This window comes from Ruegeria sp. BE9 (genome assembly GCF_056538765.1).
In genome coordinates, this window is the sequence record NZ_JBQFTS010000006.1 from 187,092 (window position 1) to 213,439 (window position 26,348).

Below are 26,348 nucleotides of genomic sequence, written 5' to 3' on the forward strand. Positions count from 1 at the left end.
CATGGATTATTGGGCCTTGTAGGTTTCGACAGCGGCGTCGAGGCGATCGGGCCATTCCTCGCCGATTTCACCCACAATGTACTCGCGTACGGCGGGCTGAGCGGCAGCGCGGAACTTGGCCTTCTGCTCGGGGCTGACTGGCACCACTTCCATGCCTTTTTCCGACAGGATCGCAGTTGCGTTCGCGTCCTGCGCGGCGGTCATACCGCGGTGAATCGTCTTCGAGATCTCAACGCACTGATCGACTGCTTTTTTCTCGTCGTCCGTCAGGCTTTCGTAGAACATGTCCGACATCAGATAGGCGTGCCAGCTGAACACGTGACCATCCAAGGAGACGTATTTCTGGTGCTGATAGAGTGAGGCGTTGACGATGTTGGTCACGCCATTCTCTTGTCCGTCCACAACGCCTTGCTGCAGAGCGCCGGGCAGTTCAGGCCACGGTACTGGAGTTGCCGATGCTCCCAGGCTTTCGACCAGAGTCACCCAGACCGGCGCGGTCATTACGCGCATTTTCAGGCCTTCCATATCGGCAGGCTCGGCAACGGGCTTGACGTTATTGGTGAAGTTGCGCACGCCGTTGTCGGCTACGCCAAAGCTGCGGATGCCGGTTTTGGCCAGCATATCCTCGGCCAGCGCGTCACCGAATTCACCGTCCATCACCGCCCAAGCCATCGCCTGATCGTCGAACAAGTAGGGCATCGCCAGAACCGAGAAGGGCTTGTAGACAGCCGAGATCGGACCATCATGAATTGCCGCCATCTGAACGGTGCCCAGTTGGAGACCCTCCATAATTTCAGAACCACCGCCCAACTGCGACGCCGGGAAGATCTGCACGTCGATCGAGCCGGAGGTCTTGCCCTCGACACAGGCCTCAAAGGCCAGAGCTGCGGCGTGTTTCGGCGAGCTCAGATCAGCGGCCTGAAAATGCGCGTATTTCAGCTCCTTGGCCGAGGCCGCACCTGCGGCGGTCATGGCGACAACAGCCGTGGCTGTTATCAATTTCGACATCGTTTTCATGAGGTTCCTCCCTTTCATGTCAGTTCGCAAATCCAAAGAAGTTGGGGATGAAGGTGCTGACGCTTGGCACGAGGATGACCAGCAAAAGCACCACGAGTTCAGCCAGCAGCAGCGGCAGCACCGCCTTTGAAAGCCGTTCGATTTTCAATTGTCCGACCGTGGCGATCACGAACAGCACCGGACCAACCGGAGGGGTGATCATCCCGATGGTGAGGTTCAGCACCAGCATCATCCCAAATTGCAGCGGGTCGATCCCTGCGGAATAGGCAATGGGGCCGAGGATCGGAGTCAGGATGATGAGCGCGGGCAACGTGTCGATGAAAAATCCGCAGATTAGCGCAAAGGCGGCCAGAATGAACAGTATGCACAGACGGTTGTCGGTGATCTGGGTAATCAGTTTCGCCAGTTCCTGCGGGATTTGCAGGTAGGTCAGTAGCCAGGCAAAGATCGACGCCATCGCTACGATCAAGAAGACCGAGGAGGTCACCACCGCAGCCCGCACAAACGCGACATACAGCGTGCGAAGCGTGAAGGCCCGCAGGAGGAAGCCCAGGAACAGCGCATACGCTGAGGCCACCGCGCCGGCTTCGGTCGGGGTGAACACACCGAACAGGATACCCCCCAGAATGATCGCGGGCATGATCAGGGCCGGAATCGCAGACAGGGTTGCACTGCGCAGCTCGGTCATGGTGGCGCGATGTTCGCGCCCGCGATAGCCATAGCGGGTCGAGACGATGTGGTTGGCGATGGCCAGCGCAACGCCCAGCAGAACCCCTGGCACGATCCCGGCCAGAAACAGTCCCGCAACAGTCACGCCATTGGTTGAGATTGCAAAGATTACGGCCAGAATGGATGGTGGGATAATCGGGCCAATGGTCGCTGTCGCGGCGGACAAAGCGCCAGCGTAGTTCTTTTCATACCCTGCTTCTCGCATCATTCGCATGACGATGGCCGAAGGTCCTGCGGCGTCCGCCAGCGCAGACCCGCTGATCCCGGCAAACAGCATCGACACCAGAATGTTCACATGCCCCAACCCGCCGCGCACATGGCCGACCAAAGCATTGGCGAAGCGCAACAAGGCGTTGGTCAGGCCACAGGCTGTCATGAGTTCAGAGGCCAGAATGAAGAACGGCACCGCCATCAGCGGGAAACTGTCGATCCCGGCGAACATGCGTTGTGTTGCGACAAGCGGGTTCAAGGATCCGTCGATAAAGATCGCCGTCAGCCCGGCGATCCCCATCGTAAAGGCGACGGGAACACCCAGAAACAGCGTCGCAAAGAACAGGATGATCAGAGTTTTCGCCACGGCTCAGACCTCCGCCTCATCGCCTTCGGGGCCGTGTTCAAACTCCTGGGTGACGAATCGTTTTGCGAAAAAGGCCAGCTGTATCAGGAACAATGCGCACCCGATCGGGATTGCCAGATAGGGGATGCCGCGCGAAATGCCGGTGGACATGGTTTCCTTGTTCCAACCAAATTCAACGAACTGGATGCCGAGCCACAGCATAGTTGCCATGAATCCAAACATCACAATGACAATTCCCCAGCGCAGAAGGCGGGCCAACGGGTCCGGCAGCAAGTCTGGAAATGTGGTGATCGCAACCAAACGACCTTCGCGCAGAGCCAGGCCCGCACCGCAAAACGCACCAAGGATCATCAGGTGCCGGGCGACTTCTTCTACCCAGGCCATGGACGTACCAAACCCGTACCGTCCCACCACATTGGCGAAGACGATTGCAAAGACCGCAGCCAGAGCCAAAGCCACCAGCGCCCTGTTCAACGCAACAATCCATGTTTCCAGAGTTTGCAAAGACGCCCCTCCCAATGCCGTCTCCTCGTGAGAATCAAAACTGGCATACAGTATGCTAATCTGTCAACACTAACACATTGTATGCCAGGTGCAGGGCTGCTACTGTCGACGCGAGGAGAGCGATATGAGCCTATTCAACAGACCGAAATCATTGACGGAATTGGTGACCGAGAACTTGCGAGAACGGATCATCAAAGGTGAGTTCGAATTGGGTGAACAACTGTCTGAAGCCAGAATCGCCAAAAATCTTGAAGTCAGCCGCACCCCTGTGCGCGAGGCAATCAACCGGCTTGAAATGGAAGGTCTATTGGTCGTTGAGCCGCAAAGGGGGTCTTTCGTGTTCAATCTGGAACCGGAAGAATTGGCCAAGCTCTGCGATGCCCGTGTCTGCCTTGAGACAACCGCCCTAACTTCAGCCATGCAAGCAGACCCGCAGGCGCTTCATGTTGCGCTTGCCGCTTGCATCGATCGGATGAAAGCGGCACGGGAGGCAGCGGATGATGCAGAGTACTTGTATCAGGATACCCTGTTCCACCAATGTCTATTTGATTGTGCGGACAATCGATTTCTGAATGACGCCTATCAAACGATTGCATTGAAAATGGCGGCGTTACGCAGCCGGTTAGGGCACCACCCGGATCATATGGCTAAGTCCTATCGGGAGCACATTGAGTTGCTTCAGTGCGTCGAGAATGGTGATGTTTCAAAAGCTCTGGATGTGTTGAAGCTCCACATAGACAGGAAAGAAGGCTCCTATTGGAGTGACGCAACTAATGTGGATGGCCGGACCCAGCAGGTGAATTGAGCGGTTCTGTCGCCTGCATGAAACCAAGCACGTTATCTGCAAGTCAGATAACTACGAAAATTGTCCGAGGTCAGGGCGGGAAACAGAGGTTGCCACTGAGGTATGCAGACATCTGCCATTCTGAGCCGTTGCTTTATAGCGACGCGATTGGGCGTCCTTCGGCTGCTGTGCTGATGTCAGAACCAGATTGAGGCGTTGTAAGGCCTTGCGGGTTTTTGTCGACAATACCAAGCATCAAAGCATACGGATTACAGTTGCACCGCTGTTGACGCGCGCGACGATTGGCGCTCGGCTGCATAGACGACATTAGATACTGGGGCCAACAGATGCAGGGTCAAACACCTTGCTTGCGTTTTAAGTGATCGATGAAGAGCCGGAGCGGCATCATCGACCTGTATTCACGTGGGAAATACAAGAAAATACCGGGGGTGAGGCCCAAGTGGTCGCCCAGAACCTGTTGCAACTCTCCCGCAGCAATCTGCGTGTCGACATAGGCTTGGAACGTATAGGCCAACCCAAGCCCTCGCTTGGCCAAATCGACGGAAGCAGGAAGGGCATTGGCGATCAGATTGCCTTGTACATCGACAGAGTACTCCCCCTCACTCGATTGAAAACTCCATGGCGCAATCTGGCCCGACGACTGGAACCTGTAGCGAATGCAGTTGTGCCCAAGCAGATCACGCGGCGTTTCGGGGATCCCCCGGTTGGACAGGTAGTCCAGGCTGGCCACGACGGTCACCGGCAGCGGTTGCGTCAATCGCACCGCCACCATGTCCTGTGCTACACGATCCCCCAAACGGAACCCGGCATGCAGTTCTTCGCCCAGAATATCCGATAGCGCATCGGTCAGTGACAGTTCCAACTCGATCTCGGGATATTCGGCGCAAAAGCTTTTGAGGATCGGGCCAACATAGAGGTGATAGGCGAATTCCGGCATCGCCAGTTTCAGAGTCCCCCGTGCGGCGTGACCGGTGCTGCGTGCGCTTTCCACGGCCTCGGATAGTTGATCAAAGGCGGGTCCCGCGCCGCGGATCAGGGCTCGCCCAGCCTCGGTCAGGCTGATCGATCGCGTTGTCCGAATGAATAGCGAGGTTCCCAGTTGTTCTTCCAGCGCCTTCAACTGGTGGCTGACGGTCGACGGCTTGATACCCAGCGCCTCGGCCGCGGCACGCAACGACCCGTGTCGCGCGATGGCGGTAAAGACTTCAAGCGTGGCAAGTGGCAGGCGCATCGTGTCCCCAAACTACTTCATTATTCGACTATATACATGAAAGAAGTGAAAACAGGGTGAATTATCACGTTCCACCGGGATTATTATCTTCGTGTCATCACAGCCCAGAAGGCTGTCACCAAGTATTCAGGAGGACACAAGATGAACAATCTGACCAAAGTTGCTGCCCTCACCGCCGCTCTGATCGCAGGAGAGACCGCCATGGCCGCATCCCCCGAAGACAATATCAAGGTCGTACAGGACTTTTTTACCGCCTATGGTGCCAACGATCTGGATGGCATCGCAGCGGTGATGGACGAGAACGTCCAATGGCACATCCCGGGCCGCCACCCTCTGTCCGGAACCAAGATTGGTCGGGATGAGGTGCTGGCCTTCTTCGAACAACTGGGCGTCGCCGGATTTCAGGCTGAACCCATCTATTTCGGAGCGGACGAGACGCACGTGGTTGATATCCACCGTGGCTGGTCGAACGCTGTTGGCAAACCAAATGTCGATACGACGTGGGCCCTCGTCTACCGGATCGAGAATGGCAAGATCGTCGAGGCAACCAACCTGTCCGCCGATCAGGACGCGGCCAACACGTTTTTCTGGTCTCAATACACGTTGGCCCCAGTTCCCGAGCGGCTGGCCAAATAATCCATCGACTGGTGAAACAAATGACCGATTATCCCGAAATACGCAGGTTCATCACAGACTGGTTTGCCCAATTTGACAGGCTGGATCCGATTGAGGCCTTCCTACCCGACCTCCATCCCGACGTGACCTGGGACATGCCCGATGTCGATACCACGCTCGGAGGGCATGATCGTGTGCGGGCCTGGTATCGTGGCGTGCTTGAAACCTTGCAGCGCCCGACCGATCATCACGTCAGCAACCTCGCGATCACACCCGGCGCTGCACAGTTCGAAGTTCTGTTTCGTGCCACGACAATTGCGGGCGAGCGTCTCGAAGCGCGGGTTCTGGAGAACTGGCGCTTTGAAACCCGGCCCAATGGCCGCCCGCTGATCACCCATTATTCCGCAACATTCTTGTAAGAGGCAGATACATGAAAACCCTCGTTCTTACCGCTCATCCGGACCTGAGCAAATCGCGCATCAACCGCGCCTGGTTTGACGCACTTTCAGAAGCTGCCAACGTGACGACCCGAGATCTGACCGCCATTGGCGGTGCCGAGATGCGTTTTGACATCGAAGCCGAACAGGCCCTCTTGCTGGCCCATGACCGGATCGTGTTTCAATTTCCATTCTATTGGTACTCAGCGCCGCCGGTCATGAAAGCTTGGATGGATCAGGTGTTGAACTATGGTTTCGCTTATGGGCCGGGCGGTGACCAACTGAAAGGGCGTGAGTACCTCATCCTTGTTTCGACCGGAGGTCCTGAGCACAGCTATCACGCAGGCGGATACAACAACTTTACGATGGCCGAGTTTCTGAAACCGTTCCAACAAACGGCGATTCTGGCCGGAATGACTTATCTGCGTCCGTTTGTGGCCCATGGCATGGCGGTGGCTACTCAGGAGCAGATAGATGAGAACGTGCCCCATATGCTGGCCTATTTGAGCGATCCCGAACTGGACCCCAAGGTTAGACAGGCCCGTTTGCTCAAGCAATTGGAAGACGACCCTTCACTGGCTGCGGCGGTAAGTTGACGTCAGCCTATCCTGCGCCGGGCAGAAAACACGGGTTTTCCAGACGGCGCGGGTTCTCTCACGACCAATGACAGGTAAACTATCAGCGCGGAACAAGAGTGTGAGACCACTGTGACCGAGACTGATCGCCTGAACCACTGGTTGATTTCCGATGGTCGCCTGCTAGGCGACGAGAGACTCATCGTCAAAGGGTATTGCGAAGGACTGACCGCCCTTGGCGTCCCCTTGGCACGGGCACGCATCGCTCAGAATTACTCCAACCCTTTGCTCAGTGCGTGGGGGATCATCTGGACACCCGAAGAAACCCGCCGCTACACCGTGCCGACCACGGTTTTGTCGACCAGCGCGTGGCACGGCAGCCCGTTTGAATATGTTGTCACACAGCGGCGCCCATTGCGCAAACGCCTGTCCGATCTCGACCTTCTGGCAGAACACCCGATCTATACCGAGCTCGTCGAAACAGGCGCCACCGATTTTCTGGCCATCCCGCTGGAACATGGCAACGGATCGGTTCAGGGTACCAGTTTCACCTCGAATGCGGACAAAGGGTTTTCGGACGAGCACATCCGGTACATTGAAGACACGCGATACGCGCTTGCCGCGGCTTTGGAACCCATTGCGGTGCGCCATTCACAGAAGAGTCTACTTCAAACTTATCTGGGTCACGGTCCTGCCGAAGAAATCGACCAGGGGCACATAAAGCGCGGAGAACACAGAACAGTTTCGGCCGCTATCCTTTTTGCGGATCTTCGCGGTTTCACTGAGAAAGCCTCATCCTGGTCAGAAAACGACTTACTTAGCATGATGGGTGAGTACTTCGAGATGGCGGTATCACCTATTCAGGAAGAGGGGGGTGACGTTCTCAAATTCATGGGGGACGGTATACTTGCTGTCTTCAACGTTGATGACGACGCCGAAGCCTCGTGCAGATCTGCGGTGCAGGCGGCAGAACAAGCCCTGGCCAACCTGAGACACTATAACGATACAACCGCTGAAAAGAGAAAAGAGCCAATCGAATTCGTAGTCGGTATTGATTTCGGTCGCGTCACCTTTGGCAACATCGGCAGTCCTGATCGCTTGGATTTCACCGTCGTCGGTCAGGCTGTTAACGTCGCCAGCCGCGTTCAAGAACTGTGCAAGAAACTCGACGAAAAGCTACTGGTGACACAGAGCGTCTCAGAGCACATGGCGCGAAGCATGCAGTCAGTTGGCTATCATTCTATCCGCGGTTTGCCCGATGAAATCGAGGCTTTTAGGGTCCGCGAATAATTATTCGGAAGCCAATTGTTGGGCGAACGCGGTTACTATTATCTACCGATCGCAAGAATGTGCTTCATGCGCGTGGCAGTTAGCTACTACGGCACTTTCATACCAGCCGACGGAAAGCAGAGAAGGGTACGGGTTGGCCATGTGCCTCCGGTTTTGGTTGAAATATGAATGTCTGTTTCAGGGAAGTTCAACTGTTGCATAAGCCCAGTAGAGAATGACCGCTGCCCACCGGTGGTGCATCTTGGCTGTTGGAGCTGTCTCCAAAGCCGGCGTAGGGGGGAACGACAGCTTCGACCCGCTGTGCTAGCCCACTACGGCTTCCTCATTATGCGCTGGTAGAAAATGCCCGAAACGTAGGCTGTACCTGTCGCAATCAAAGACTTTACCTAAGGTCGGCTTTGGGCCGTTTGCCTCCTTTGGAAATTTCGATGGGAGAGGCGAGCTTCGCCGACCATGAACGGTGACGGCATGCGAAGTACTCCTGAAATTTGGAGTGCAATGTTACGGTTGAATCTGATTGCAAAGCTTCTGGAAATAACGCCGAAAGTACCCGCCGGCTAAGCCACTATAGTCAAACGGTATAAGTCTGATCCAAGAAACCCGCCGAAGCGTATCTATCACGAACCTCTAAGTAAGGAGATAAATATGCTTCCGAAGAGTATTCTTGCGGCGACTTTTGGAATGTTCGCAGCCACCTCGCTTCAAGCCGGAGTTCAAATTCGCTTCATAGAAGGCGCGCCCAAGGACCGTTTTGTTCTGACAAATGTCGGAACGTGCGAGGTAGAAGCCTCGACCCTAAAAATTGACTTGTCGCAATCTGCCGGACGTTTGATTTTCGACGTTACCGAGAAAGGTGCTGGTGTGGAAGTCTTCCAGCCTCTCGAATTCGTTGAGGGCGTTGATGCATTACGTAAACTTCCTTCGATCGTAGACGGGCAAAATACAATTGAACTAGAGATCGCCTCCCTCGCAGCTGGGGACAAGCTAGCCTTTACTATCGATGTAGATGACACAATCGGGCAACGCGAAATCACCGTATCAGGGTCGGAGATCGAAGGCGCCACGGTGTCCTATACTGATGCGGATGAGACCAGTACGGCTAACTTCTCTTCGGAAGCGCTTGTTAACGTAAAGACCAAGGACTGCTGAAAGGCTCCCTACAGTGTCGAATTGGTTGATCCGCTTAGCATTTCTTGCGCTCATGTTGGGGGGCGGCATCCTGATCGGGACGCTGACCGCACCCGGTGATTGGTATGCGCAGCTTTCTAAACCTTCTTTCAATCCACCAAATTGGATTTTTGGCCCGGTTTGGACGGTTCTTTATGTGTTGATCGCCGTGGCGGGTTGGCGCCAGTTCGAAGCAGGCCAAAGCTCGACAGCCATGAAGCTGTGGTGGGCGCAGGTGGGTCTGAACTTCTTATGGTCCCCAACCTTTTTCGTACTGCAACTGCCGTGGTTTGCGTTTGTGGTCATTGTCGCGTTGTTGATTGTGATTGTCATGTTCATCGCTCGGGTAAGGAACTCGGATCAGGTTTCCGCAATAGCCTTCCTGCCGTACTTGGCGTGGGTCGCATTTGCCACGGCGCTGAACCTTTCCATTGCGATATTGAACTGAGAAGGAACAAAATGCGTGCCAACTTCATTGGGCTTGTTTCAGGTCTTGTTATCATCGGATCTACAATGGCACAGGCTGATGAAAATCTTGCTGAGGACTTCACCAAGTCTCCGGAGACGCGTTGGGACTACGTTGCTGACACTGTCATGGGAGGGGTCTCTTCGGGGCAGGTGCAGTTTAGTTCGGAAGGTGAGGTTGCATTCGCGCGGCTGACCGGAACCGTCAGTACAAAAAACAACGGTGGTTTCATCCAGTTTCGACGCAAGTTGTCTGGTTGGCCAGATGCGAGTGTATCGGGCGTTAGGCTATTGGTACGAGGGAATGGCGAGCAATACTTCCTTCATCTCAGGACACGTGGCACGGTGCTTCCGTCGCAATACTATCAGGCCGAGTTCGCAACTTCTGAAGAATGGAGCGAAGTCTCTTTACCTTTGACAGGCTTCAAGGCTTCAGGTGCGGTGTTGCAGGCTATTCCAGTCGCTGACGAAATCACCTCAGTTGGAGTTGTGGCCTATGGGCGCGATCACGAGGTCCGCGTAGATGTCAGCGAGATTGGTTTCTACTGAACGTCGCACAAGCGATGGCTGCAATCTCCATATAGGTCTGCTTAACACCGTGCGAGATCGAAACGTGACAATGCTAAAGCCGAAGCGCCGTTTTTTCATTTCAAGTTCTGAACATGTCTTTGCTGGGCGTGCTTCTTTCTAAAGAGATAACTCCACAGGCATTCTTCAATTAAATAATCTTAATCGAAGCAAAGTACTTCCAGTCAAAAACAACTCCCACATGACGCTCATCTAAAGGAGTGAGTATCATGAAGAGGATTGCAGCTTTGGGCCTTGTTGCCCTGACCCTATCATTTGCTGGCACTGGTGCGTTTGCGGAATGCTACTTTGGGAACGATACGGTAACCGGGGCGGAAACGATCATCTGTGAGACAGGCGGTGGTTTTTCCAGCTGGGGCACATTGATCGCTGAAGCTTGAGCGTTTTTGGGAAAAACACCGGGTTTTCTCTGAATTAGGGTGACTCGTATCGAGCTCTGAAATCAGTAACCCCAAAGCAAAGGCCTTCAGTGAATTTCGCTAAATGGCTGCAAGGAGCCAGAAAGCAGCAATTTCGCCGGTGGTCGTCGGGATTTAGTGAATCCTCGAAAAAGCGTCCAAGTAGATCAAAGGCTGTTAAGCCGATGCTTCTCTAGTATCCCGCAAAGCATGGCCTTGGCTTGGAGTCTGTGTTCTCGATGGCGTTCTCGCGCTACGTCTGGTCGACCGTCACTAATCGCTTGGAAAACGACTCTGTGATCCTCATTCGATTTGACGGGCAGGGGGCGGATGAACAACGTGGTTGCACGCGCGCGACGCACCTGGTCGCTCATCATGGCGACAATCGCTTCGACCCGTTTGTTGCCTCCCAAACGCACGAGTTCCTGATGGAACAACTCGTCGGCCTCCGCCCAGGCTTCCAGATCTTCGGTTTCGATGGCTTGATCCATTTTTGCGATTGATCCAGCAAGCACGGCCAATTCATCTTCTGAATAGCCGGCTTCGGCAGCGCGCTGTGCAGCGAGGCTCTCGAGTTCTGTTAAGATGTCGTAGATTTCGCGCATATCGTCCGACGAAACGGGCAGTATTCGCACACCTTTGCGGGGCCGCATTTCCAGCAACCCCTTACTTTCCAACATCAGTGCAGCTTCCCGTATCGGCGTGCGGGACATGCCCAGTGTTTCGGCGAGCTCCGACTCCAGATGGTCAGTCCCAGCTGCTAGTTCGCCAGACAGGATCATCCGCCGTAAGTCCCTTACGGCGCGTTGTGTATTGGAAAGAGTTTTGTTGTCCTGATCCTTCACGGCGTCTCCAGGTTGATTTTTCGTCCCTCCGCAGCCGAAAGATAGATATTCTCTTCGATGCGGATCACGTCCAGATAATCTCGGGCAGAGTTCTCCAATGGCGTACCGTTTAAAAGGCCCGAAACAACGTGACTTTGCAAGGCATGGACGCAGTCTCCTCCAAACCCATCATGATCGCTCGGAGGTAGAATCCGCTGTCGCTCCTGCTCTCCAAAAGCGCGGAGTTCCACTGACCCGTCGCCATTGAGAACCAATGAGCCTTCTGTTCCTTCGATGAGAGCTTCGCCCATTGTCTGACGCAGGTTTTCAGCGCTGTGGTCCAAACACCTGTTCCCGTCGAACAGAGCTTTCAAACCGTTGGGGTGGTCAAATAGGATGTAACCTGCATCCTCGCCTGCGATAACGGGGTTAACTTTGCGCAAGTCTGCGTAAACTGCTTTGGGCGCACCGAACAAATATCGGAACGTGTCTACCCAGTGAACCGCTGTTTCATGAACTAGGAAACGTGGCATTTCCTGAAAATACGGTTGTCGGTCAAGATAGGCGCTTGGCCCCTGTCCGTCGCCGGGCCGAAGTCGGAAAGTCGCTTGTAGTGGTGTTCCAATTTGACCCTCGGCCATCGCCTCCTTGATTGCCCGATACCAGGGCTGAAAGCGAAAATTCTCGTGCACAACTATGGTTGCACCTACTGCCTCAGCCTCAGAAACGATCTTCTCCGCTTCATCCAAAGATTTGCAGAAAGGTTTTTGGCAGATAAGCCATTTGATGCCCGAATGCAGCGCAGTCCGGATAGCGTCGGCTTGCGCCACAGGTGGAAGGATAATGTCCACGAGATCTGGTTCTTCTGCCTTTAGCATTTTTGTCAGATCATCGTAGGCGGTCAGTCCCGTCTCCTTCGCCTTGTTAATATTACGGTTGCAAGATGCAACTGGAACGGCGCCGGGCATTCGAGACCAGCTTTCGTAGTGGAACTTGCTGAAATATCCCGCCCCCACACATGCGACTCTGATGACTTGTGGAGTGTTCATGCCTGCAACGCTTCCAATACCGATGAGGCTGCGTCTTGCGTCCCCGCGCTGCCGCCCAAGTCCCGCGTCAGGTTTCGACCGTTCGCTGTCACTTTTTCAACGGCTTCGCGCAAACGCTCTCCGTCGTTAGATAGTTCTTGGTGATCATGGGTTAACCCCAGCCATTCAAGCATCATTGCCGCGGAAAGGATCATCGCAAATGGGTTGGCAATACCTTGTCCAGCAATGTCCGGCGCGGAGCCGTGGCAGGGTTGGAATACGGCGTGCTTCAACCCAATATCCGCGGAAGGAGCCAGTCCAAGACCACCCATGAGGCCTGCGCCAAGGTCAGAGAGGATGTCTCCGAACATGTTCTCAGTCACCAAGACATCAAATTCCCAAGGCTTTTGAACCATCCATAGAGCGGTCGCATCTACATAGGCATGGTCAGCATACAAATCTGGATGGTTGGCGGCCTCGGCGTCAAACAGTGACCTGAAAAATGCAAAAGCCCTGAACACATTGGCTTTGTCGACACATGTGACCCGTCCTTGGCCGCGGCCGGATGCTTTGCGATTTTTGGCAAGGTCAAATGCAAATCGGAATAGTTTTTCCGATACCTCGCGGGTGATCAGAAGGGTTTCGCGCGCCTCATCTTCCGTGACCTCACCTGTTCCTTGGGTGAAGAAAAGCCCTTCGGTGCTTTCACGGATCAAAACGAAGTCAATCTCTTTTCCGTTGGGGAGCGACAAAGGCGTCGTTTGCCCGTTGCTTACCTTTACCGGGCGCACACCGGCAAAAAGGCCAAGCTGCTTTCTCAGATCGATCTGTGGTGAAATCTCGGTTCCGTCAGGGTAGCGAACATCCGGCAAACCCATTGCAGAGAGCAGAATCGCGTCGGCCTTGCGTGCAGTTTCAAGTGATCCTTTTGGAAACGATTCTCCAGTTTTGGCGTAGTGGCCTGCACCTGCTGGCGCGTCTGTAAACGCCAGGTCGTAGCTGGGATCGTTGTCGGAGAGCTGACGCAGAATTTCAAGCGTAGGGACCATAATTTCCGGGCCGATCCCGTCCCCGTGGAACACTGCAATATCGTAAGTCTTTTTCATTTTGGCCCGCTTCCTTCCCGTTTCGCATTCATAGCGCGATCGCAGCTTCCACTACAGTCCGTTGACAATGCATTCTTTAATGTATACGCAAATAAATGCAACAATAAACGCGAAGTTGTTTTGGGAGGACTTGGAAATGAAACTGAAGCTAGGGCGGTTGGCGGCCGCAGCCGTGATGGCGACCGGGATCGCGGGGGCAGTTTCCGCGCAGGATTACCCCTATCGCGATATCACCACAGCTGTGGTCTGGGGGGCCGGTGGCGGCACGGACACGATCAACCGTATGATCATGGCCGAAATGGAAAAGCACCTTCCGGTCTCGATTAATGTGATCAATCAAACTGGTGGGGTCGCAGGCTCCAACGGTATGGTCTACGTCATGAACCAACCAGATGATGGCTACACATTGGTTGGTCTATCAGAGTCGAATGTCACCGCTGCTGTGCAGGGTGGTTGGGACAAGAAATTTGATTTCTGGTATCCGTTCATTGTTGGCGGATCGCCTGATCTGATCTCGGTCCCGGCAGACAGCCCTTACAATACTCTGGAAGAGCTGGTCGACGCCGCAAAAGCTGCTCCTGGCACTATTCCAGCTGCGGCTTCAGGCGCAGGTTCGATCCACCATTTGAACCTTCTGGCCATCGAGAAGGGGTCCGAGGCTGAATTCAAATTTGTTCCATACAAAGGCTCGGCACCAGGTCAGGAAGCAGCGATAGCGGGCGAGGTTGCGTTGGTTGTGACTTCGCTGGCTGAACAGGCACCCTTGATCGAAGGCGGTCAGTTGAAACCACTTGCGATGCTCACGCCCGAAGATGCTCAGATTGCAGGAGTTACGGTGCCATCTGCCTTTGGCATCTATGACGGCCTCGATCAGTATCTGCCACTCAAACAGGCCATCGGGTTTGCAGTTCACAGTTCAGCCGGGGACGACGTAAAGGCCGCGCTTGGTGATGCCTTCGAGCAAGCGATTGCCTCCGACACCGTCGCTGAATGGGCCTCTGCAAACAATTATGATGTCGGTGGTCAACACGGCGAAGAGGCTCAAGAGTTGTTTGCGAACCTCGAGGCTACCTTTGCCTATACCTTGCAGGATCTGGGCGCAGCCACGGTCGATCCGGCCTCGCTGGGTATCGAGAAGCCCTAATCCGATCACTTTTGGAAGGGCGCGCTTGATCGCGCCCTTTCCCACGGGAGGCAGGCATGGACAAACCTGACGAAACACTGGTCATGCGGACGCGCGACTTTTGGGCCGCGATTGTTCTGATAGCAGTGTCCGTTTTTTTCCTTTGGAAGACGTCGGACATCCCGCTTTGGGGTGAAAACCGCGCAGGTGTAAGTGGATCTGATTGGTACAACTCGGCTGCAATTGTTCCGCTGTTCATCTTCGGTGGATTGCTTGGCTTGTCCTTCGTTTTGTTGGCTATTTCGATCCGTGCAGGTGGAGCCCAACACGCGCTCAGTTCTTTAGGGTTGGGATGGGATAAGTCTGAAGCCTATCGAGCTACAACCATAGGACTGATCCTTCTTGCATATGTCGTTGGGTTGGTTCCAAGAGTGGACTTCATTCTGTGTTCTGGCTTGCTGATTACAGCTTTGACTTACGGCTACTACGGCGGTCACGCGCGGCGTGCTTTGATGGCTTGTATCGCAGTTGTCGTCGCCGGTTTGTTTGCGTTCGCCGTGTTTCCTGCTCAGGCGGATTGGAATGCACACGGTGATGATTGGTTTACATTGGCCGTATGGGTCGCGTTGACGCTGTTGGTGCTGACCAAAGCGACTACCGAACGCGTTTTGCGGTTCGTTCCGTTGGTCGCGATATTGGCCCCGCTGATCCTTGTTTGCGCGATGGCCTTTGTTTTCCGACAGAACGTGCCCGCGCGCGGCGGGCTGATCTTCAAGCAAATCGAATACCGCTATTACGTGACGCTTCGTCCGTTATGGAAAGACTGACCGGATGGACTTTATCCTATCGCAACTGGCTGGATTTGGGGCGGCGTTCGTTGGTCTCGCAGTGGACCCGCTGACCTACCTGTATCTGATTGCATCCGTATTTCTGGGCATCACATTCGGTGCGTTGCCCGGACTTACGGCAACGCTCGCGGTGACGATCCTGACAGGTTTTTTCGGCAACAAGATCCCATTGGACTATTCGCTCATTGCTTTGCTCGGGGCCTATGTTGGCGCGATTTACGGTGGCTCCTACCCGTCAATCCTACTGAACATTCCGGGCACGGCAGCCAGCGCGGCGACGGCCATGGATGGCTATCCCTTGGCCAAAGCGGGTCGAGGTGGCGAGGCACTAGGATTGACCACGACGGCCAGCTTCATTGGCACAGTTATCGGGACCATCACGCTTTTGATTTTCGTCTGGGCGTTGCTATTGGTTTCAAAGAACATCGCAAGCCCGGAGAAAGCGTTGCTGGCCCTGTTCGGCATTTTGCTTTCTGGCACTTTGATGAGCGAAGACCTGGTTATTAAGGGATGGATCGCCGGGCTGATCGGGCTTGCGATATCCATGGTGGGGCTTGACCCTCTGTTGTCTGAACCGCGCTATACCTTTGGTTGGTCGTACTTGATGAGCGGATTTCAGGTCGTGCCAGTTTTGATGGGGGCCTTTGCGATCCCCCAAATCATCGACGGTTTGAGGCACGTCGAGGCCGGAAAAGTTTTGGCGCTTAAAGGTCGTATCCTTCCAAACCTCAGCTCTATTCGACGCTACCTACCGACAATTGGCCGATCAGGAGTGATTGGGACTGGGGTAGGGGCGCTTCCTGGCGTTGGAGAAGATGTGGCCGGTTGGGTCAGTTACGGCGTTGGAAAGACCGTATCCGCCGAGGGCGACAAGTACGGAAAAGGGTCCTTGGAAGGTCTGCTGTGCTCTGAGACCGCAAACAACGCCTGTATTGGCGGCGCGCTGATCCCTCTTTTGGTGTTGGGCATCCCCGGTTCACCACCCGCCGCCGCTTTGATGGGCGCTTTCAAGATTAACAATGTGATACCGGGGCCGACGATTGATCCCGAGATCATTCTGCGCGTGGTTGCAATCCTTGTACTTGCATCCCTGACGATGTTCCTGATGGGGCTTTTTACCGCTCGGGTCTTTATCAAAATACTCGCCATCCCGCAGACCATCTTCTTGCCGGTCGTGATGGTCCTGACAACAATCGGGTCCTTCAGTGTCGGTGGTGGCATCAATGATCTCTACCTGATGCTTGGTGTCGGCGCTGTTGCCTATTTCATGAACCTGATGAAATACCCAATCGCCCCGTTGGTGATCGGTGTTATTCTAGGAAGCCTGTTTGACGAAACCTTCCGCCGGTCGCTGTTCTTGTCGGACGGGGATCTATCGGTCTTCTTTTCGCGACCGGGTGCCGCCATTCTGCTGGTGCTCAACATTGGTCTGATCCTCAGCCAATTGCCCGTCGCAAAACGCGCTTTCTCACGCCTAAAAGGAATTTCTGTCTGATGTTTGCAGTTACTGTGACCTTCACTCTCAAGCCCGGAACGCGGGGCAGCTTTTTGCCTCTAATGGTCGAAAACGCTTCAACCTCTTTGCGTGAAGAACCCGGATGTCAGCAGTTTGACGTTTGCCTCGGCGGCGATCCCGAGACTATTTTCCTCTATGAGGTCTATGATGACAGCGAGGCGTTCTCCGCCCACCTGGAAAGCGAGCATTTCAAATCCTTTGATGCGGCTGTGACTGATATGATCGCCACGAAGACAGTTAACCAGTATTCCGAGGTCATCCGATGAACGATTGGGAAATCCACGCCGTCAAATACGCGGATCGCAATGCCCGCACACGACGCGATAGCTTCATCGTCGATGACAATCACGATGCACCTCATGCGATGGATTATTTTGTGTGGGTGCTCAAACGCGGCAGCGAAATCATTCTGGTTGATACCGGCTACGATTCCGATGAGGCAGCTGCCCGTGGTCGTCCCATTGCAATGGACCCACGCGAGGCATTGCAGCCTTTAGGCATTTCGCCGGAAGCCGTGACAGACATCATCGTGACCCATCTTCACTATGATCACGCGGGGGGGCTGCATATGTTCCCAAACGCGAAGTTACACATGCAATCGGCGGAAATGGCCTTCGCCACCGGCCCGTGCATGTGCCTTGACCACCTGCGTGCGCCTTTCACGGCAGGCCATGTTTGCGAGGTGGTAAAGCGTCTCTATTCAGGGAAGGTTGTGTTCTACGATGGAGAAGCCGAGATAGCAGATGGTGTGACCGTGCACTGTATCGGGGGGCATTCGCGTGGGTTGCAGTGCGTTCGCGTAAAGACAGCAGCCGGGTGGATGGTTCTGGCCTCAGATGCGTCGCATTACTATGAGAATTTCATGGCGCGCAAAGCCTTTCCCATCGTCGTCGACCTGCAAGACATGATGGATGGTTTCGAGACACTCGAGAGGTTGGCCTCGCATCCTCGGCTTATCGTACCCGGCCATGATCCACTTGTGCGAGAGGTGTTTCCCATCGGTGCGGCACCACATATCCATAGGCTGGATTCAGGTCCGACGAGGGACATTGAACTATGAAAATCGGTGTCATAGCGGACGACTTTACCGGTGCGAGTGATATCGCGAACACCCTGGCAAAGGGCGTGGAGCCGGAAGGTGGATTACGAACGGCTCAGTTTCCGGGTATTCCGACTGCCCCGGCCAACGAAGAGATCGAAGCGGGTGTGATCTCGCTCAAAAGCCGCACCGCACCTGTCGAAGAAGCTGTTGCGGACAGCCTGCGGGCTCTGCGGTGGCTTAAAGATCAAGGATGCCAGCAGTTCATCTTCAAATATTGCTCGACTTTCGATTCCACAAAGGAAGGAAACATCGGCCCCGTTGCGGAAGCGTTGGCCAATGAACTGAGTGCGCAAAAGGTGGTTTTCTGCCCGGCCTTTCCGACAACGGGGCGTACTGTCTATTACGGTCATCTCTTTGTACTTGGTGAGTTGTTGCACGAGTCGGGGATGGAAAATCACCCTCTTACTCCGATGACGGATGCGAACATCAGGCGATGGTTGCAGCATCAGACCGAAGAAGCGGTCGGGTTGGTTTCTATTGACGCCGTGAAGCAAGGACCGGAGGCGATTGCTGCTGCTTTGCAGTGCGCCGAGGAACGATTTGTGATCGGCGATGCGATTTCGGACGAAGATCTGTTGGCGTGGGGTGGGTCTCTAAAAGACGCCAAGCTCATTACCGGTGGATCGGGGATAGCGCTGGGGCTACCTAGGAATTTCCGCAGAGAGGCCCCATCCAAAATTACTGGCAATGAGTTCACCGGTATCGCCGGGCCTGCCGCGATCCTTGCAGGGTCTTGTTCAGGTGCGACACGCGGTCAGATCGATGTTCATGCGGAATCCAATCCGACGTTCGCAATCGATGTTCCGGGTGTCATGTCCGGGGATGTGACCACGCAAACGCTTCTGGATTTCTTTGAAACTCATTCAGGTGCGGCCCCGCTCGCCTACTCATCAGGAAGCCCGGAAGAGGTGCGCGCGATCCAAAGTCAATTCGGTCAGGAAGCAGTTGCGGAAAAGCTGGACAATCTCTTTGCGGAAACAGCAAGGGAACTTTTGCAGACAGGTTTCACTCGTCTGGTTGTAGCTGGAGGGGAGACGTCTGGCGCAGTTTCTCAGGCCGTGTCTGAAAGCTTGGGTTCGCCCGCAATGTCAATCGGACCAGAGATTGACCCGGGCGTGCCAGTCCTGAGTATTGGAAAAACTAAACCGATTGCGATGGCTCTAAAGTCTGGGAACTTTGGCGCTCAGGATTTCTTCGCTAAAGCGCTCAGCGTGATGGAGGCAGGCAGATGAGTTCTGAAGAACTGGCGCTGCGACAGCAGATGTCGGAACTGTGCGCCTCGCTGTTTGCGCGCGGCTTTTCCGTTGGCACTGCGGGCAATGTCTCCGCGCGTCTGAAAGACGGAATACTTATGACGCCAACCAATAGCACCTTGGGCGATATCGACCCCCAGCGCATCGCTAAGATTGATTTTGATGGGAACCACGTCTCGGGGGATAAGCCGACCAAAGAGGTTTTTCTGCATCAAGCCTTTTATGAGACAAGACCGGAAGCGGGTGCTGTGGTTCATCTGCACTCGACGTGGGCCACTGCTCTGTCCTGTCTGGAAGACACGGATCCCAATGACTGTATTCCACCGCTTACACCATACGTGGTGATGCGTGTCGGCACGGTCAAACTGGTTCCATACGTCAAGCCGGGTGATCCGAAATCCGGTGATTTGATCCGTGAACTGGGTGGCAATTATAGTGCTGTTCTGTTGGCCAATCACGGACCCGTCGTATCGGGAAAGAACCTCTTCTCGGCGGTCTGTGCAGCAGAAGAGCTGGAAGAAACGGCCAAGCTGCTCGTGGCTTTACGCGGTATGCCAACCCGGATGTTGGATGCAGCACAAGTCGCGGAACTTAAGGAAACATTCGGAAGGATTTAAACCCACACCAAAATGGTAACTGTGAGTACTTTCGGAGGATCGCGCAAAGTTATCCGTGAAAGCCGCGCACAGTTTTGGGCAAACTTCCTAGATTTTCCTGAATAAACTCAGCGTGGGAAATGTAGTGTTACGAGCGCACTTTGACATTGATGATTAACGCACGAAACCCGGCCTTCTGACCCTTCAAGTTGCGTGTCGCGCCAGCCATGTGATTTCGGTTCGATTGCGGAGGTTACGCGTCGCGTTCAGAACTTTGAAATTGTTCCATCTTCGGCCGTAGCCGGAGAGATTTGGTAGATAGTAAAGAATGAACCTGACGAAAGCACATCCCCCAAAGCAGAAGCGTCCGGCCGATCTGTTTCCGGGTCGAACAACAGTAGAGCGTGGGTATAAAACGTTGGCCACTGGTACAACAGACCTCCTTCGTTAAAGAGGGGTAGGTCTTGGTAGTCGGAGTCTAGATAGCGCCAATAAAAGGGAAAAGGCTGGGTGTGATCGCGTTGTGCATATTCCGGGCGCGGCGAGAGTGAGTTCCCACCGGTAAACAACCCCATCCAATAGCTACCCCGATCACGCACCAAATATGATGCGCTGTGGGAATGGAGGATAACCGGCTCGTTCCTCGCTTCTCTGAGGACAAGCAAGTGATCTGTTGGTTTGAGGAAATCTGCGGCCTGTCTCAGTTCGGCAACCTGTTCATCGTGGATACGCCATTTGGAAGCGATCCAACCGGTCTTTAGAGCGACAGCGATCATTACAGCGCTGGTAAAAGCCCAAACAACTCGAGTTGGCATTGCAACCCGAGTCGCGGCAATCAAAAGCGCCAATACCAGAACCGGAATGCGGATATTGGAAAAGAAGACCCCAAAGAAATTATTGGGCGCAACCAAGGTAGCCAACAATAAAACAGGAAGGATGTGCCGCACGCGCGGGTCTATGGTCATTCCCTTGCTGTACCTGCTTAAACCCGAGCAGATTAAGGCAAATGCTAACAGCGCGGCAACACCAGAAAACATCGCCTGGTTGGACTGAGTTGGGTCACTGAACCCGGAAAACGGCGAAATCAACGTTTTGATAAGCGTGGAGAGTCCCCCATGCTGCCACTGCGTTGCTTGTATTTCAGGCGACGAATTTATTGACGTAATCGTGTGAAATGCTGGAAAGGCTGCGATCAAGACAAGCAGAGCAAATGTGGTGATCGTTGATCGCCATGTGCTTTTTGAGACGCCCGCGGTCCAAAGACGTTCTATCTCTAGGCAGCCAACCACCAAGAGCAAAAAGGCAAAAGCGTAGATATGCAGGACATATAGACCAACGGCCAAGGGCCAAAGCAACATGAGGCGGATCACTGTGCTTTGATTTGCAAAGGCGAACCAAAAAGCGAGAACCAATAGCGTGATTGGAATGGTCAGAGTAAAATTCTCGAAACCGTAAGCCCATGACATATGATGCATGATCAATCCAGAGATCACCGGCCAGACCGAGAAAGTCCCCCAGATCGCTCGGTTCAACACGACAGTCGACAGGACCACCCCTATACTTGAGGCTTGGATGAGAACCTTCTGGGTGATCTCGGGATTTCTGCAGGCAACATCCAGCGTGTGGATTAGGTCTGAGGTGAGATTTGGAACGATCTCCAAGTCATACTCGTAGTACCGCCCGATCAAGTCTGCTCCGGGCCCACCGCACTGCAGGATATGCCGGGCAAGATGGTTCGGCCAATCTATCAGTGGGGCGGCATCGATACCCCAAAGCTGTAAGTTGATCAAAAGCAGAGCAAAAAGCCCCCCGATGAGAGCCATCGCCTCAACCGGGATCGCGCCCTTGATATAGCCGACGGAGGCCCTCATTGCTGAAAGACTACGTGGCGTTGATAGAAAAACAGTACCAGTGCGACGCCGATAATCGCGCAAAGCTGAGCAAGTTGGTGCGGTACACCCAATCCGCGGTAGAGACCGATCAAAACTCCCATCTGCACCGTGTACCCAACGATGTATCCGCAAGCAAAAAGCAACTTTCGTCGCGTGTTTACTCCGGGTACGCGAAAGGTCAGCCGCCCATGCACCATCAGAGACAAGGGTATGCCCAACACAAACACTATTGTTGACGCAATCGGCGGCGAAAGGTGTACGGCTGTCAGGCACAAGTAAGCCACATAGAGGCCTACGTTCAGCAAAGTTCCAAACAGGCCGTATCTTGTCAGCTGACTAAAGAGCGCTGTTGGTTTGCGGACGAAGTCCATCAGCGTCTCCTAGCTATGCGGATCGGTCGCGCGATAAGCGCGTTCGAGTGCCAGGAGGTCTTTCTTCCGATCCTTCAGTCGCCGCACTGGGCAGCCAGCATACACGCCCCAAGGCTTAGTAGATTTGGTGACCAATGACATCGCGCCAACCGAACAGCCATCTGCCACATCGACACCCGGCAGGACCACGCTGTTTGTTCCGACAATGACGTGGAGACCTAGGCGCGACTTTTCTTTTATCTCGCGTTTGAACTCGGCCGGCACAGTTGGTCCCGTCATCGTCGCGCCCGAGTAGTCGTCGCTTTGGCTCATGACTTTCACGCCGTATGCGAGCGTGGCGAAATCCGCCAACTCAACGCCAGGTGTGCCACCTGCGACATGGCATAAGGCCGAAATCATCACGTTGCGCCCCATCGTGATCGTACCCGACAGGGTCGAGAAATCGTCGACGCGGCAATTGTCGCCGATCTCAATACGTTCCGCATCGTAAATTGCTGCTTTGTCGCTGATCTTTACGTTTTCCCCGAGCCGGGCAAACCCCAACGCCCGCAGGTCATCCTCGCTGAGGTATCCCATCTGGTCACTCCGCTACCAACAAGTCCGAACGGCTCTTGCTTTGATCGGAGGAATCAGATTGTTCCCCGATTTCGCAAAACCCCAATCGGTCGCGTGCCACATAGCCAGGACGCCCCTTTACCTCGTCAGAAATGCGGCCGACATAAAGACCGACCATACCGATCATGATCATCTGTACACCGCCAAGGAAATAGATTGAGACCATAAGGCTCGCCCAGCCTTCAATCGAATAACCGAAGAAGTAAGCCCTGAGCAGAGTAACAAACCCAAACGACAGCGCGCCCAAGGTTACCAACAGGCCTATCGATAGCGTGAGTTCCAGTGGTTTGGTGGAAAAGGAAAGGACTATGTTTTTGGCAAAGCGGAAACGTTTTAGGAAATTGTAAGACGGCTTGCCGGCAAAACGCTCTCCGTGCTTCGCCTCGATGCTCACGCGTTCGAAGCCCAGCCAATCGACAAGCCCACCATAAAAGCGACCGCTTTCTGAGAAATCTTTGTACTGGTTCAGAACATCGCGGGAAATGATTGAGAAATTCCCATGTGAGCCATCATAGGTTGTATTCGTCAAACGGCGCAGCGTGCCGTAGAACAACCTTTGCATTGCCATATAGAGCTTGCCCTCAGGACGGTCTTTGCGCTGTACAAAAACGACCTGATGCCCCTCCTGCGCTTTTTCATAAAGATCAGGGATAACCTCTGGCCGATCCTGCAAATCCCCATCCATCACGATGACCCAATCAGCGTCAGCGGCATCAAGACCCGCGGTAATTGCTGTGTGCTGCCCAAAGTTGCGCGAAAGACGTATGCCACAAACCCGTGCATCCTCTTCGGAGTGGACTGACAACTTGCGCCATGTTTCGTCTGTCGAGCCGTCATCCACGATAATCACACGGAAGTTCGTAGTGATGGAACCCAAGGCAGAAACCAGACGATTGACAAGTTCGTCTATGTTCGGCGCTTCGTTCAATACTGGAACAATACAGGCAATGTGGGTCATGACGTGCCTCCGTTAGAACAGTCGGCCATTCAGCTCGACTTCCTGAAGGATGGATCTCGCTTCAAGCAGGTGGCGATACCAACCCACAGTAGAGCACCGCGGTCCATTCTCGATCTGGCCCAGTTTCAGGCCTTCGTAGATCTCTTTGACGCCATACTCGATGTCGTACTGCGCCTCGAAGCCCAAGTCTTTCTTTAACCGACCAAAATTGACGGCATAGTCCCGGCGATCCGGGTCGTCTGGTGCGATCTGAAGCTGAATGGGGAACGGAAGAACTTCGCGGATAATAGCTGCTATGGTCTTAACCTGAAAATTGCCGATACCTACGTTATAGATCTCACCACCGACGACGTTAGCGTCAGCTGTCGCAAGCTTGATCAAGGCTTGGGCAACGTCCTTGACGTGTACCAGTGGGCGCCACTGTCGGCCGCCGCCCATAATCGTAATCTGGCCCTTTTCGAATGCGGACAGCGTCATCAGATTTACGACCAGATCAAATCGCATCCTGCGGGACAGGCCAAACACGGTTGCGTTGCGCAAGGCGCACGTAGTGAAGTTGGCCGAGTTCATGCCCCGCACGGCTTGTTCGCATTCATAGTTTGACTTTGCGTAGACGCTAAGCGGGTTCGCCGAAGTCGTTTCGTCACACAAATGGTTTTCTGCCGCGCCATAGATTGAGCAGGTCGATGACATCACAAAGCGTTTCACCCCCGCTGCCTTAGCCATGTTCGCCAAGTGCCGGCGTCCGGTAGAGTTGATAGCCCAGGTCAATTCAGGTTCGAGGTCACCTGAGGGGTCATTCGACAGGGCCGCAAGGTCGATCACAATATCGACCCCTTCAAAATCGGATTCTTCGGCGTCGCGAATATCCTTTTTAATGAGCTTTAGTTCCTCTGAATTCGATTGATAGCCATTCACCAGAGTTCGCTCTCCGAAGAAGAAACGGTCAAATGCTATGACCCTCGCACCCTCGTTTAGAAGCATGTCGGTAAGGACACAGCCAATGTATCCCCCGGCGCCGGTGACAAGAACTGATTTTCCGTGGAGTTGAGGACTGCTCATGATAAATCCAGATATTATAAAGGTTTGTCCAGCGCGCTGAAGATTTTGTCGACGACAGAAATGACCCGGGATTGTTCATCCGAGGAAAGTCCGGGAAACAGCGGCAGGCTTAACGTTCGTTCTCCCCATTCGTAGGCGTTGGGGAGGGCGTCTTTGGGAATGCGATATTTCTTTTCGTAATATTGCATCGTGTGGATAGCCCGATAATTGACCGTGGCTCCAACCCCAGCTGTATTCAGTTCGTGCATCACACGGTCGCGTGCACCAAGCGGAGCACCGACTGCAAAGAGATGGTGTGCAGAGACGCATTCCTTCACTTCCGCTACAAGAGACAAATTCGGCAATTCCGAGAATGCGTTACGATATCGTTGCACCAGCGCCTCGCGCTGTAACCTGCGCTCTTCCACCTTGCGGATCTGCTCTGGCAAAAGCGCGGCGAGAATGTCGGGCAGGTTGGCTTTGGTTCCTAGGCGTGCCATCTCCCAGTGCCTGTAATGAGCGCCCTCAAATCGGCGGTCTGCGCCCGCGCTCATACCGTGCAGGACAGTCTGCCGGACCTCCGCCATAAGTTGTTCATTGTTCGAAACGATCGCACCACCTTCGCCACATGTGACGTTCTTGGTGGCATAGAACGAAAAGATTGCAGCATCAGAATAAGCGGCAGGTCGTGTGTTGAAGAGTTGGCTTTCAAAGGCGTGCGCACAGTCTTCAACGATATGAATATCGGGGCCAGCAATTTGGCGAAGGCGCTGCACATCTACCATTTGTCCATAGAGATGCACAGGAATGATCACCTTGGTCCGCGGTGTCAGGGCCGCGCGAACTGCATCAAGATCAATCAGTTGCGTCGCAGGGTCGACATCGACGAACACGGGTGTGGCGCCAACTAACTCAACCACATTGGTGCTGGCGATAAAGGTCATGGCTGGGACGATGACTTCGTCACCCGGCCCGATTTCCATGGCCAACAGAACGGCGACGGCGCCATTGGTCCAGCTGTTCGTCAACTTCGCGCCGGAGGCGTTGTAGAACTCGCACAATTGCGCTTCGACGTCGCGCCCCACTTGTCCAGATGTGAGTATCGGAGAAGCAAGAATCGCCCCGATCTTTTCACTGTCTGTGCGGTCCAGCCCGTGTCGATAGAACGGAATAGGTTCGGGAGCTTTTGTTTTATGAGGGCTTAACTGGGCAATCTCTTTACACATGGTCACTGAACTGAACTCTGCCACGGTTTGATGGCTATACTTAAGATTCGAGCCACAATTTAACGCTCGCACTGCCGACGCTAGAGGTGAAACAAGGTAAGAAAATGGCGGAGCTGTGATTTTCGGCGACACAATCTGTGGCTTCGGGTGCGTTTGATCTCAAATTGCAAACAGTCGAATGGGTCAATTCTGAGTTGATACAGTAGTAAGTACAGAACCGTGGCTGCCAAACGGCCTTTGATCTTTGAAAGCCATTTACGACCAATAATCCGCTCTGGCTGAGCGGTGTAAAATGGATTTGGATTTCTTGTAATTTATGAGTGTTAGGCGCCGATTGATTGATTTGCTTGATAAGCAGATAGCACTCTCTGCAACGCTTCGGTTGTCGCATTTGTTGGCGGCCAAACGGAGTTAATCACAAACACCTTTACCTTAGCAGAGGCCGTGTCGA

29 protein-coding genes are annotated in these 26,348 nt (G+C 54.1%); 16 read left to right on the forward strand and 13 right to left on the reverse strand.

Features of this window, described 5'->3' with window-relative positions; genetic code table 11:
• Positions 1–6 precede the first annotated feature (6 nt).
• The 3 genes from ACR0EO_RS16535 to ACR0EO_RS16545 are packed head-to-tail and all read right to left on the reverse strand — an operon-like array spanning position 7 to position 2,827.
• Complete coding sequence (locus ACR0EO_RS16535; protein WP_480691621.1) at positions 7–1,017, reverse strand: DctP family TRAP transporter solute-binding subunit; 1,011 nt, start codon at positions 1,015–1,017, stop codon at positions 7–9.
• 19 nt (positions 1,018–1,036) lie between these two features.
• On the reverse strand, positions 1,037–2,323 hold the full coding sequence (locus tag ACR0EO_RS16540) for a TRAP transporter large permease (RefSeq protein ID WP_480691623.1): 1,287 nt from the start codon (positions 2,321–2,323) through the stop codon (positions 1,037–1,039).
• Positions 2,324–2,326: 3 nt separating this feature from the next.
• Positions 2,327–2,827 carry a TRAP transporter small permease gene (locus tag ACR0EO_RS16545; RefSeq protein ID WP_480691625.1) on the reverse strand — a complete coding sequence of 167 codons (501 nt, stop codon included), beginning with the start codon at positions 2,825–2,827 and terminating at the stop codon, positions 2,327–2,329.
• Between the two features lie 124 nt (positions 2,828–2,951).
• Between ACR0EO_RS16545 and ACR0EO_RS16550 the strand changes: the two genes are divergently transcribed.
• Positions 2,952–3,632 (forward strand): GntR family transcriptional regulator, encoded by a 681-nt coding sequence (locus tag ACR0EO_RS16550; protein ID WP_480691627.1) that lies wholly within the window; start codon positions 2,952–2,954, stop codon positions 3,630–3,632.
• A gap of 334 nt (positions 3,633–3,966) precedes the next feature.
• Here the strand turns inward: ACR0EO_RS16550 and ACR0EO_RS16555 are convergent, their stop codons facing one another.
• Positions 3,967–4,863, reverse strand: a complete 897-nt coding sequence (locus tag ACR0EO_RS16555; protein WP_480691629.1) for a LysR family transcriptional regulator — start codon at positions 4,861–4,863, stop codon at positions 3,967–3,969.
• A 141-nt stretch (positions 4,864–5,004) separates the two neighbouring features.
• On the opposite strand from ACR0EO_RS16555, the gene ACR0EO_RS16560 reads away from it, so the two are divergent.
• From ACR0EO_RS16560 to ACR0EO_RS16595, 8 genes are all read left to right on the forward strand, one after another.
• Complete coding sequence (locus ACR0EO_RS16560) at positions 5,005–5,499, forward strand: nuclear transport factor 2 family protein (protein ID WP_480691630.1); 495 nt, start codon at positions 5,005–5,007, stop codon at positions 5,497–5,499.
• 20 nt (positions 5,500–5,519) lie between these two features.
• Complete coding sequence (locus ACR0EO_RS16565) at positions 5,520–5,897, forward strand: nuclear transport factor 2 family protein (protein ID WP_480691632.1); 378 nt, start codon at positions 5,520–5,522, stop codon at positions 5,895–5,897.
• 11 nt (positions 5,898–5,908) lie between these two features.
• Positions 5,909–6,511 (forward strand): NAD(P)H-dependent oxidoreductase, encoded by a 603-nt coding sequence (locus ACR0EO_RS16570; protein ID WP_480691634.1) that lies wholly within the window; start codon positions 5,909–5,911, stop codon positions 6,509–6,511.
• 111 nt (positions 6,512–6,622) lie between these two features.
• A complete protein-coding gene (locus ACR0EO_RS16575) occupies positions 6,623–7,780 on the forward strand; it encodes an adenylate/guanylate cyclase domain-containing protein (RefSeq protein ID WP_480691636.1) in 1,158 nt (385 codons plus the stop codon).
• Between the two features lie 645 nt (positions 7,781–8,425).
• Positions 8,426–8,929 carry an aggregation factor core gene (locus tag ACR0EO_RS16580; protein ID WP_480691637.1) on the forward strand — a complete coding sequence of 168 codons (504 nt, stop codon included), beginning with the start codon at positions 8,426–8,428 and terminating at the stop codon, positions 8,927–8,929.
• Between the two features lie 13 nt (positions 8,930–8,942).
• Complete coding sequence (locus tag ACR0EO_RS16585) at positions 8,943–9,395, forward strand: TspO/MBR family protein (RefSeq protein WP_480691639.1); 453 nt, start codon at positions 8,943–8,945, stop codon at positions 9,393–9,395.
• An 11-nt stretch (positions 9,396–9,406) separates the two neighbouring features.
• Positions 9,407–9,961 (forward strand): CIA30 family protein, encoded by a 555-nt coding sequence (locus tag ACR0EO_RS16590; protein WP_480691640.1) that lies wholly within the window; start codon positions 9,407–9,409, stop codon positions 9,959–9,961.
• 248 nt (positions 9,962–10,209) lie between these two features.
• The gene (locus ACR0EO_RS16595; RefSeq protein ID WP_480691641.1) at positions 10,210–10,380 is read left to right on the forward strand and encodes a hypothetical protein; all 171 of its coding nucleotides are present in this window, start codon (positions 10,210–10,212) and stop codon (positions 10,378–10,380) included.
• Positions 10,381–10,565: 185 nt separating this feature from the next.
• Here ACR0EO_RS16595 and ACR0EO_RS16600 read toward each other — a convergent pair whose 3' ends face one another.
• From ACR0EO_RS16600 to ACR0EO_RS16610, 3 genes are read right to left on the reverse strand one after another with little or no spacing between them, the layout of a single operon-like run.
• Positions 10,566–11,243: a GntR family transcriptional regulator gene (locus ACR0EO_RS16600; protein ID WP_480691642.1), complete on the reverse strand. Its 678-nt coding sequence runs from the start codon at positions 11,241–11,243 to the stop codon at positions 10,566–10,568.
• On the reverse strand, positions 11,240–12,271 hold the full coding sequence (locus ACR0EO_RS16605; protein ID WP_480691643.1) for a Gfo/Idh/MocA family protein: 1,032 nt from the start codon (positions 12,269–12,271) through the stop codon (positions 11,240–11,242). Before ACR0EO_RS16605 ends, ACR0EO_RS16600 begins: the two co-directional genes overlap by 4 nt.
• Positions 12,268–13,356 carry an isocitrate/isopropylmalate dehydrogenase family protein gene (locus ACR0EO_RS16610; protein ID WP_480691644.1) on the reverse strand — a complete coding sequence of 363 codons (1,089 nt, stop codon included), beginning with the start codon at positions 13,354–13,356 and terminating at the stop codon, positions 12,268–12,270. Before ACR0EO_RS16610 ends, ACR0EO_RS16605 begins: the two co-directional genes overlap by 4 nt.
• Positions 13,357–13,492: 136 nt before the next feature.
• Between ACR0EO_RS16610 and ACR0EO_RS16615 the strand changes: the two genes are divergently transcribed.
• The 7 genes from ACR0EO_RS16615 to otnC are packed head-to-tail and all read left to right on the forward strand — an operon-like array spanning position 13,493 to position 19,815.
• Positions 13,493–14,500, forward strand: coding sequence for a Bug family tripartite tricarboxylate transporter substrate binding protein (locus ACR0EO_RS16615; RefSeq protein WP_480691645.1), 1,008 nt, complete (start codon positions 13,493–13,495; stop codon positions 14,498–14,500).
• A gap of 56 nt (positions 14,501–14,556) precedes the next feature.
• Positions 14,557–15,306 carry a hypothetical protein gene (locus tag ACR0EO_RS16620; protein ID WP_480691646.1) on the forward strand — a complete coding sequence of 250 codons (750 nt, stop codon included), beginning with the start codon at positions 14,557–14,559 and terminating at the stop codon, positions 15,304–15,306.
• A 4-nt stretch (positions 15,307–15,310) separates the two neighbouring features.
• Positions 15,311–16,822 (forward strand): tripartite tricarboxylate transporter permease, encoded by a 1,512-nt coding sequence (locus ACR0EO_RS16625; RefSeq protein ID WP_480691647.1) that lies wholly within the window; start codon positions 15,311–15,313, stop codon positions 16,820–16,822.
• Positions 16,822–17,109 carry a putative quinol monooxygenase gene (locus ACR0EO_RS16630; protein ID WP_480691648.1) on the forward strand — a complete coding sequence of 96 codons (288 nt, stop codon included), beginning with the start codon at positions 16,822–16,824 and terminating at the stop codon, positions 17,107–17,109. Before ACR0EO_RS16625 ends, ACR0EO_RS16630 begins: the two co-directional genes overlap by 1 nt.
• Positions 17,106–17,903 carry an N-acyl homoserine lactonase family protein gene (locus ACR0EO_RS16635; RefSeq protein WP_480691649.1) on the forward strand — a complete coding sequence of 266 codons (798 nt, stop codon included), beginning with the start codon at positions 17,106–17,108 and terminating at the stop codon, positions 17,901–17,903. Before ACR0EO_RS16630 ends, ACR0EO_RS16635 begins: the two co-directional genes overlap by 4 nt.
• Positions 17,900–19,177, forward strand: a complete 1,278-nt coding sequence (otnK, locus tag ACR0EO_RS16640) for a 3-oxo-tetronate kinase (protein WP_480691650.1) — start codon at positions 17,900–17,902, stop codon at positions 19,175–19,177. The genes ACR0EO_RS16635 and otnK overlap by 4 nt, the downstream gene beginning before the upstream one ends.
• Positions 19,174–19,815 carry a 3-oxo-tetronate 4-phosphate decarboxylase gene (gene otnC, locus ACR0EO_RS16645; protein WP_480691652.1) on the forward strand — a complete coding sequence of 214 codons (642 nt, stop codon included), beginning with the start codon at positions 19,174–19,176 and terminating at the stop codon, positions 19,813–19,815. Before otnK ends, otnC begins: the two co-directional genes overlap by 4 nt.
• Before the next feature lie 245 nt (positions 19,816–20,060).
• Here the strand turns inward: otnC and ACR0EO_RS16650 are convergent, their stop codons facing one another.
• From ACR0EO_RS16650 to ACR0EO_RS16675, 6 genes are read right to left on the reverse strand one after another with little or no spacing between them, the layout of a single operon-like run.
• Positions 20,061–21,665, reverse strand: a complete 1,605-nt coding sequence (locus tag ACR0EO_RS16650; RefSeq protein ID WP_480691654.1) for a hypothetical protein — start codon at positions 21,663–21,665, stop codon at positions 20,061–20,063.
• Entirely contained in the window at positions 21,662–22,057 is a 396-nt protein-coding gene (locus ACR0EO_RS16655) for a GtrA family protein (protein WP_480691656.1), read from the reverse strand. The genes ACR0EO_RS16650 and ACR0EO_RS16655 overlap by 4 nt, the downstream gene beginning before the upstream one ends.
• Positions 22,058–22,066: 9 nt before the next feature.
• Positions 22,067–22,633, reverse strand: a complete 567-nt coding sequence (locus ACR0EO_RS16660) for an acyltransferase (protein ID WP_480691658.1) — start codon at positions 22,631–22,633, stop codon at positions 22,067–22,069.
• Positions 22,634–22,637: 4 nt separating this feature from the next.
• The gene (locus ACR0EO_RS16665; RefSeq protein WP_480691660.1) at positions 22,638–23,630 is read right to left on the reverse strand and encodes a glycosyltransferase family 2 protein; all 993 of its coding nucleotides are present in this window, start codon (positions 23,628–23,630) and stop codon (positions 22,638–22,640) included.
• A 12-nt stretch (positions 23,631–23,642) separates the two neighbouring features.
• Positions 23,643–24,692, reverse strand: a complete 1,050-nt coding sequence (locus ACR0EO_RS16670) for an NAD-dependent epimerase/dehydratase family protein (protein ID WP_480691662.1) — start codon at positions 24,690–24,692, stop codon at positions 23,643–23,645.
• Between the two features lie 14 nt (positions 24,693–24,706).
• Entirely contained in the window at positions 24,707–25,897 is a 1,191-nt protein-coding gene (locus tag ACR0EO_RS16675) for a DegT/DnrJ/EryC1/StrS family aminotransferase (RefSeq protein ID WP_480691759.1), read from the reverse strand.
• Between the last annotated feature and the right edge of the window lie 451 nt (positions 25,898–26,348).

Bases quoted from the DNA above. Each gene is read 5' to 3' on its own strand.
- ACR0EO_RS16650 (WP_480691654.1), bottom strand. From the start codon at position 21,665: ATGAGGGCCTCCGTCGGCTATATCAAGGGCGCGATCCCGGTTGAGGCG.
- ACR0EO_RS16660 (WP_480691658.1), bottom strand. From the start codon at position 22,633: ATGGGATACCTCAGCGAGGATGACCTGCGGGCGTTGGGGTTTGCCCGG.
- otnC (WP_480691652.1), top strand. From the start codon at position 19,174: ATGAGTTCTGAAGAACTGGCGCTGCGACAGCAGATGTCGGAACTGTGC.
- otnK (WP_480691650.1), top strand. From the start codon at position 17,900: ATGAAAATCGGTGTCATAGCGGACGACTTTACCGGTGCGAGTGATATC.
- ACR0EO_RS16630 (WP_480691648.1), top strand. From the start codon at position 16,822: ATGTTTGCAGTTACTGTGACCTTCACTCTCAAGCCCGGAACGCGGGGC.
- ACR0EO_RS16635 (WP_480691649.1), top strand. From the start codon at position 17,106: ATGAACGATTGGGAAATCCACGCCGTCAAATACGCGGATCGCAATGCC.
- ACR0EO_RS16555 (WP_480691629.1), bottom strand. From the start codon at position 4,863: ATGCGCCTGCCACTTGCCACGCTTGAAGTCTTTACCGCCATCGCGCGA.
- ACR0EO_RS16665 (WP_480691660.1), bottom strand. From the start codon at position 23,630: ATGACCCACATTGCCTGTATTGTTCCAGTATTGAACGAAGCGCCGAAC.
- ACR0EO_RS16570 (WP_480691634.1), top strand. From the start codon at position 5,909: ATGAAAACCCTCGTTCTTACCGCTCATCCGGACCTGAGCAAATCGCGC.
- ACR0EO_RS16625 (WP_480691647.1), top strand. From the start codon at position 15,311: ATGGACTTTATCCTATCGCAACTGGCTGGATTTGGGGCGGCGTTCGTT.
- ACR0EO_RS16595 (WP_480691641.1), top strand. From the start codon at position 10,210: ATGAAGAGGATTGCAGCTTTGGGCCTTGTTGCCCTGACCCTATCATTT.
- ACR0EO_RS16615 (WP_480691645.1), top strand. From the start codon at position 13,493: ATGAAACTGAAGCTAGGGCGGTTGGCGGCCGCAGCCGTGATGGCGACC.
- ACR0EO_RS16670 (WP_480691662.1), bottom strand. From the start codon at position 24,692: ATGAGCAGTCCTCAACTCCACGGAAAATCAGTTCTTGTCACCGGCGCC.
- ACR0EO_RS16535 (WP_480691621.1), bottom strand. From the start codon at position 1,017: ATGAAAACGATGTCGAAATTGATAACAGCCACGGCTGTTGTCGCCATG.
- ACR0EO_RS16620 (WP_480691646.1), top strand. From the start codon at position 14,557: ATGGACAAACCTGACGAAACACTGGTCATGCGGACGCGCGACTTTTGG.
- ACR0EO_RS16580 (WP_480691637.1), top strand. From the start codon at position 8,426: ATGCTTCCGAAGAGTATTCTTGCGGCGACTTTTGGAATGTTCGCAGCC.
- ACR0EO_RS16605 (WP_480691643.1), bottom strand. From the start codon at position 12,271: ATGAACACTCCACAAGTCATCAGAGTCGCATGTGTGGGGGCGGGATAT.
- ACR0EO_RS16590 (WP_480691640.1), top strand. From the start codon at position 9,407: ATGCGTGCCAACTTCATTGGGCTTGTTTCAGGTCTTGTTATCATCGGA.
- ACR0EO_RS16550 (WP_480691627.1), top strand. From the start codon at position 2,952: ATGAGCCTATTCAACAGACCGAAATCATTGACGGAATTGGTGACCGAG.
- ACR0EO_RS16560 (WP_480691630.1), top strand. From the start codon at position 5,005: ATGAACAATCTGACCAAAGTTGCTGCCCTCACCGCCGCTCTGATCGCA.
- ACR0EO_RS16610 (WP_480691644.1), bottom strand. From the start codon at position 13,356: ATGAAAAAGACTTACGATATTGCAGTGTTCCACGGGGACGGGATCGGC.
- ACR0EO_RS16675 (WP_480691759.1), bottom strand. From the start codon at position 25,897: ATGTGTAAAGAGATTGCCCAGTTAAGCCCTCATAAAACAAAAGCTCCC.
- ACR0EO_RS16655 (WP_480691656.1), bottom strand. From the start codon at position 22,057: ATGGACTTCGTCCGCAAACCAACAGCGCTCTTTAGTCAGCTGACAAGA.
- ACR0EO_RS16565 (WP_480691632.1), top strand. From the start codon at position 5,520: ATGACCGATTATCCCGAAATACGCAGGTTCATCACAGACTGGTTTGCC.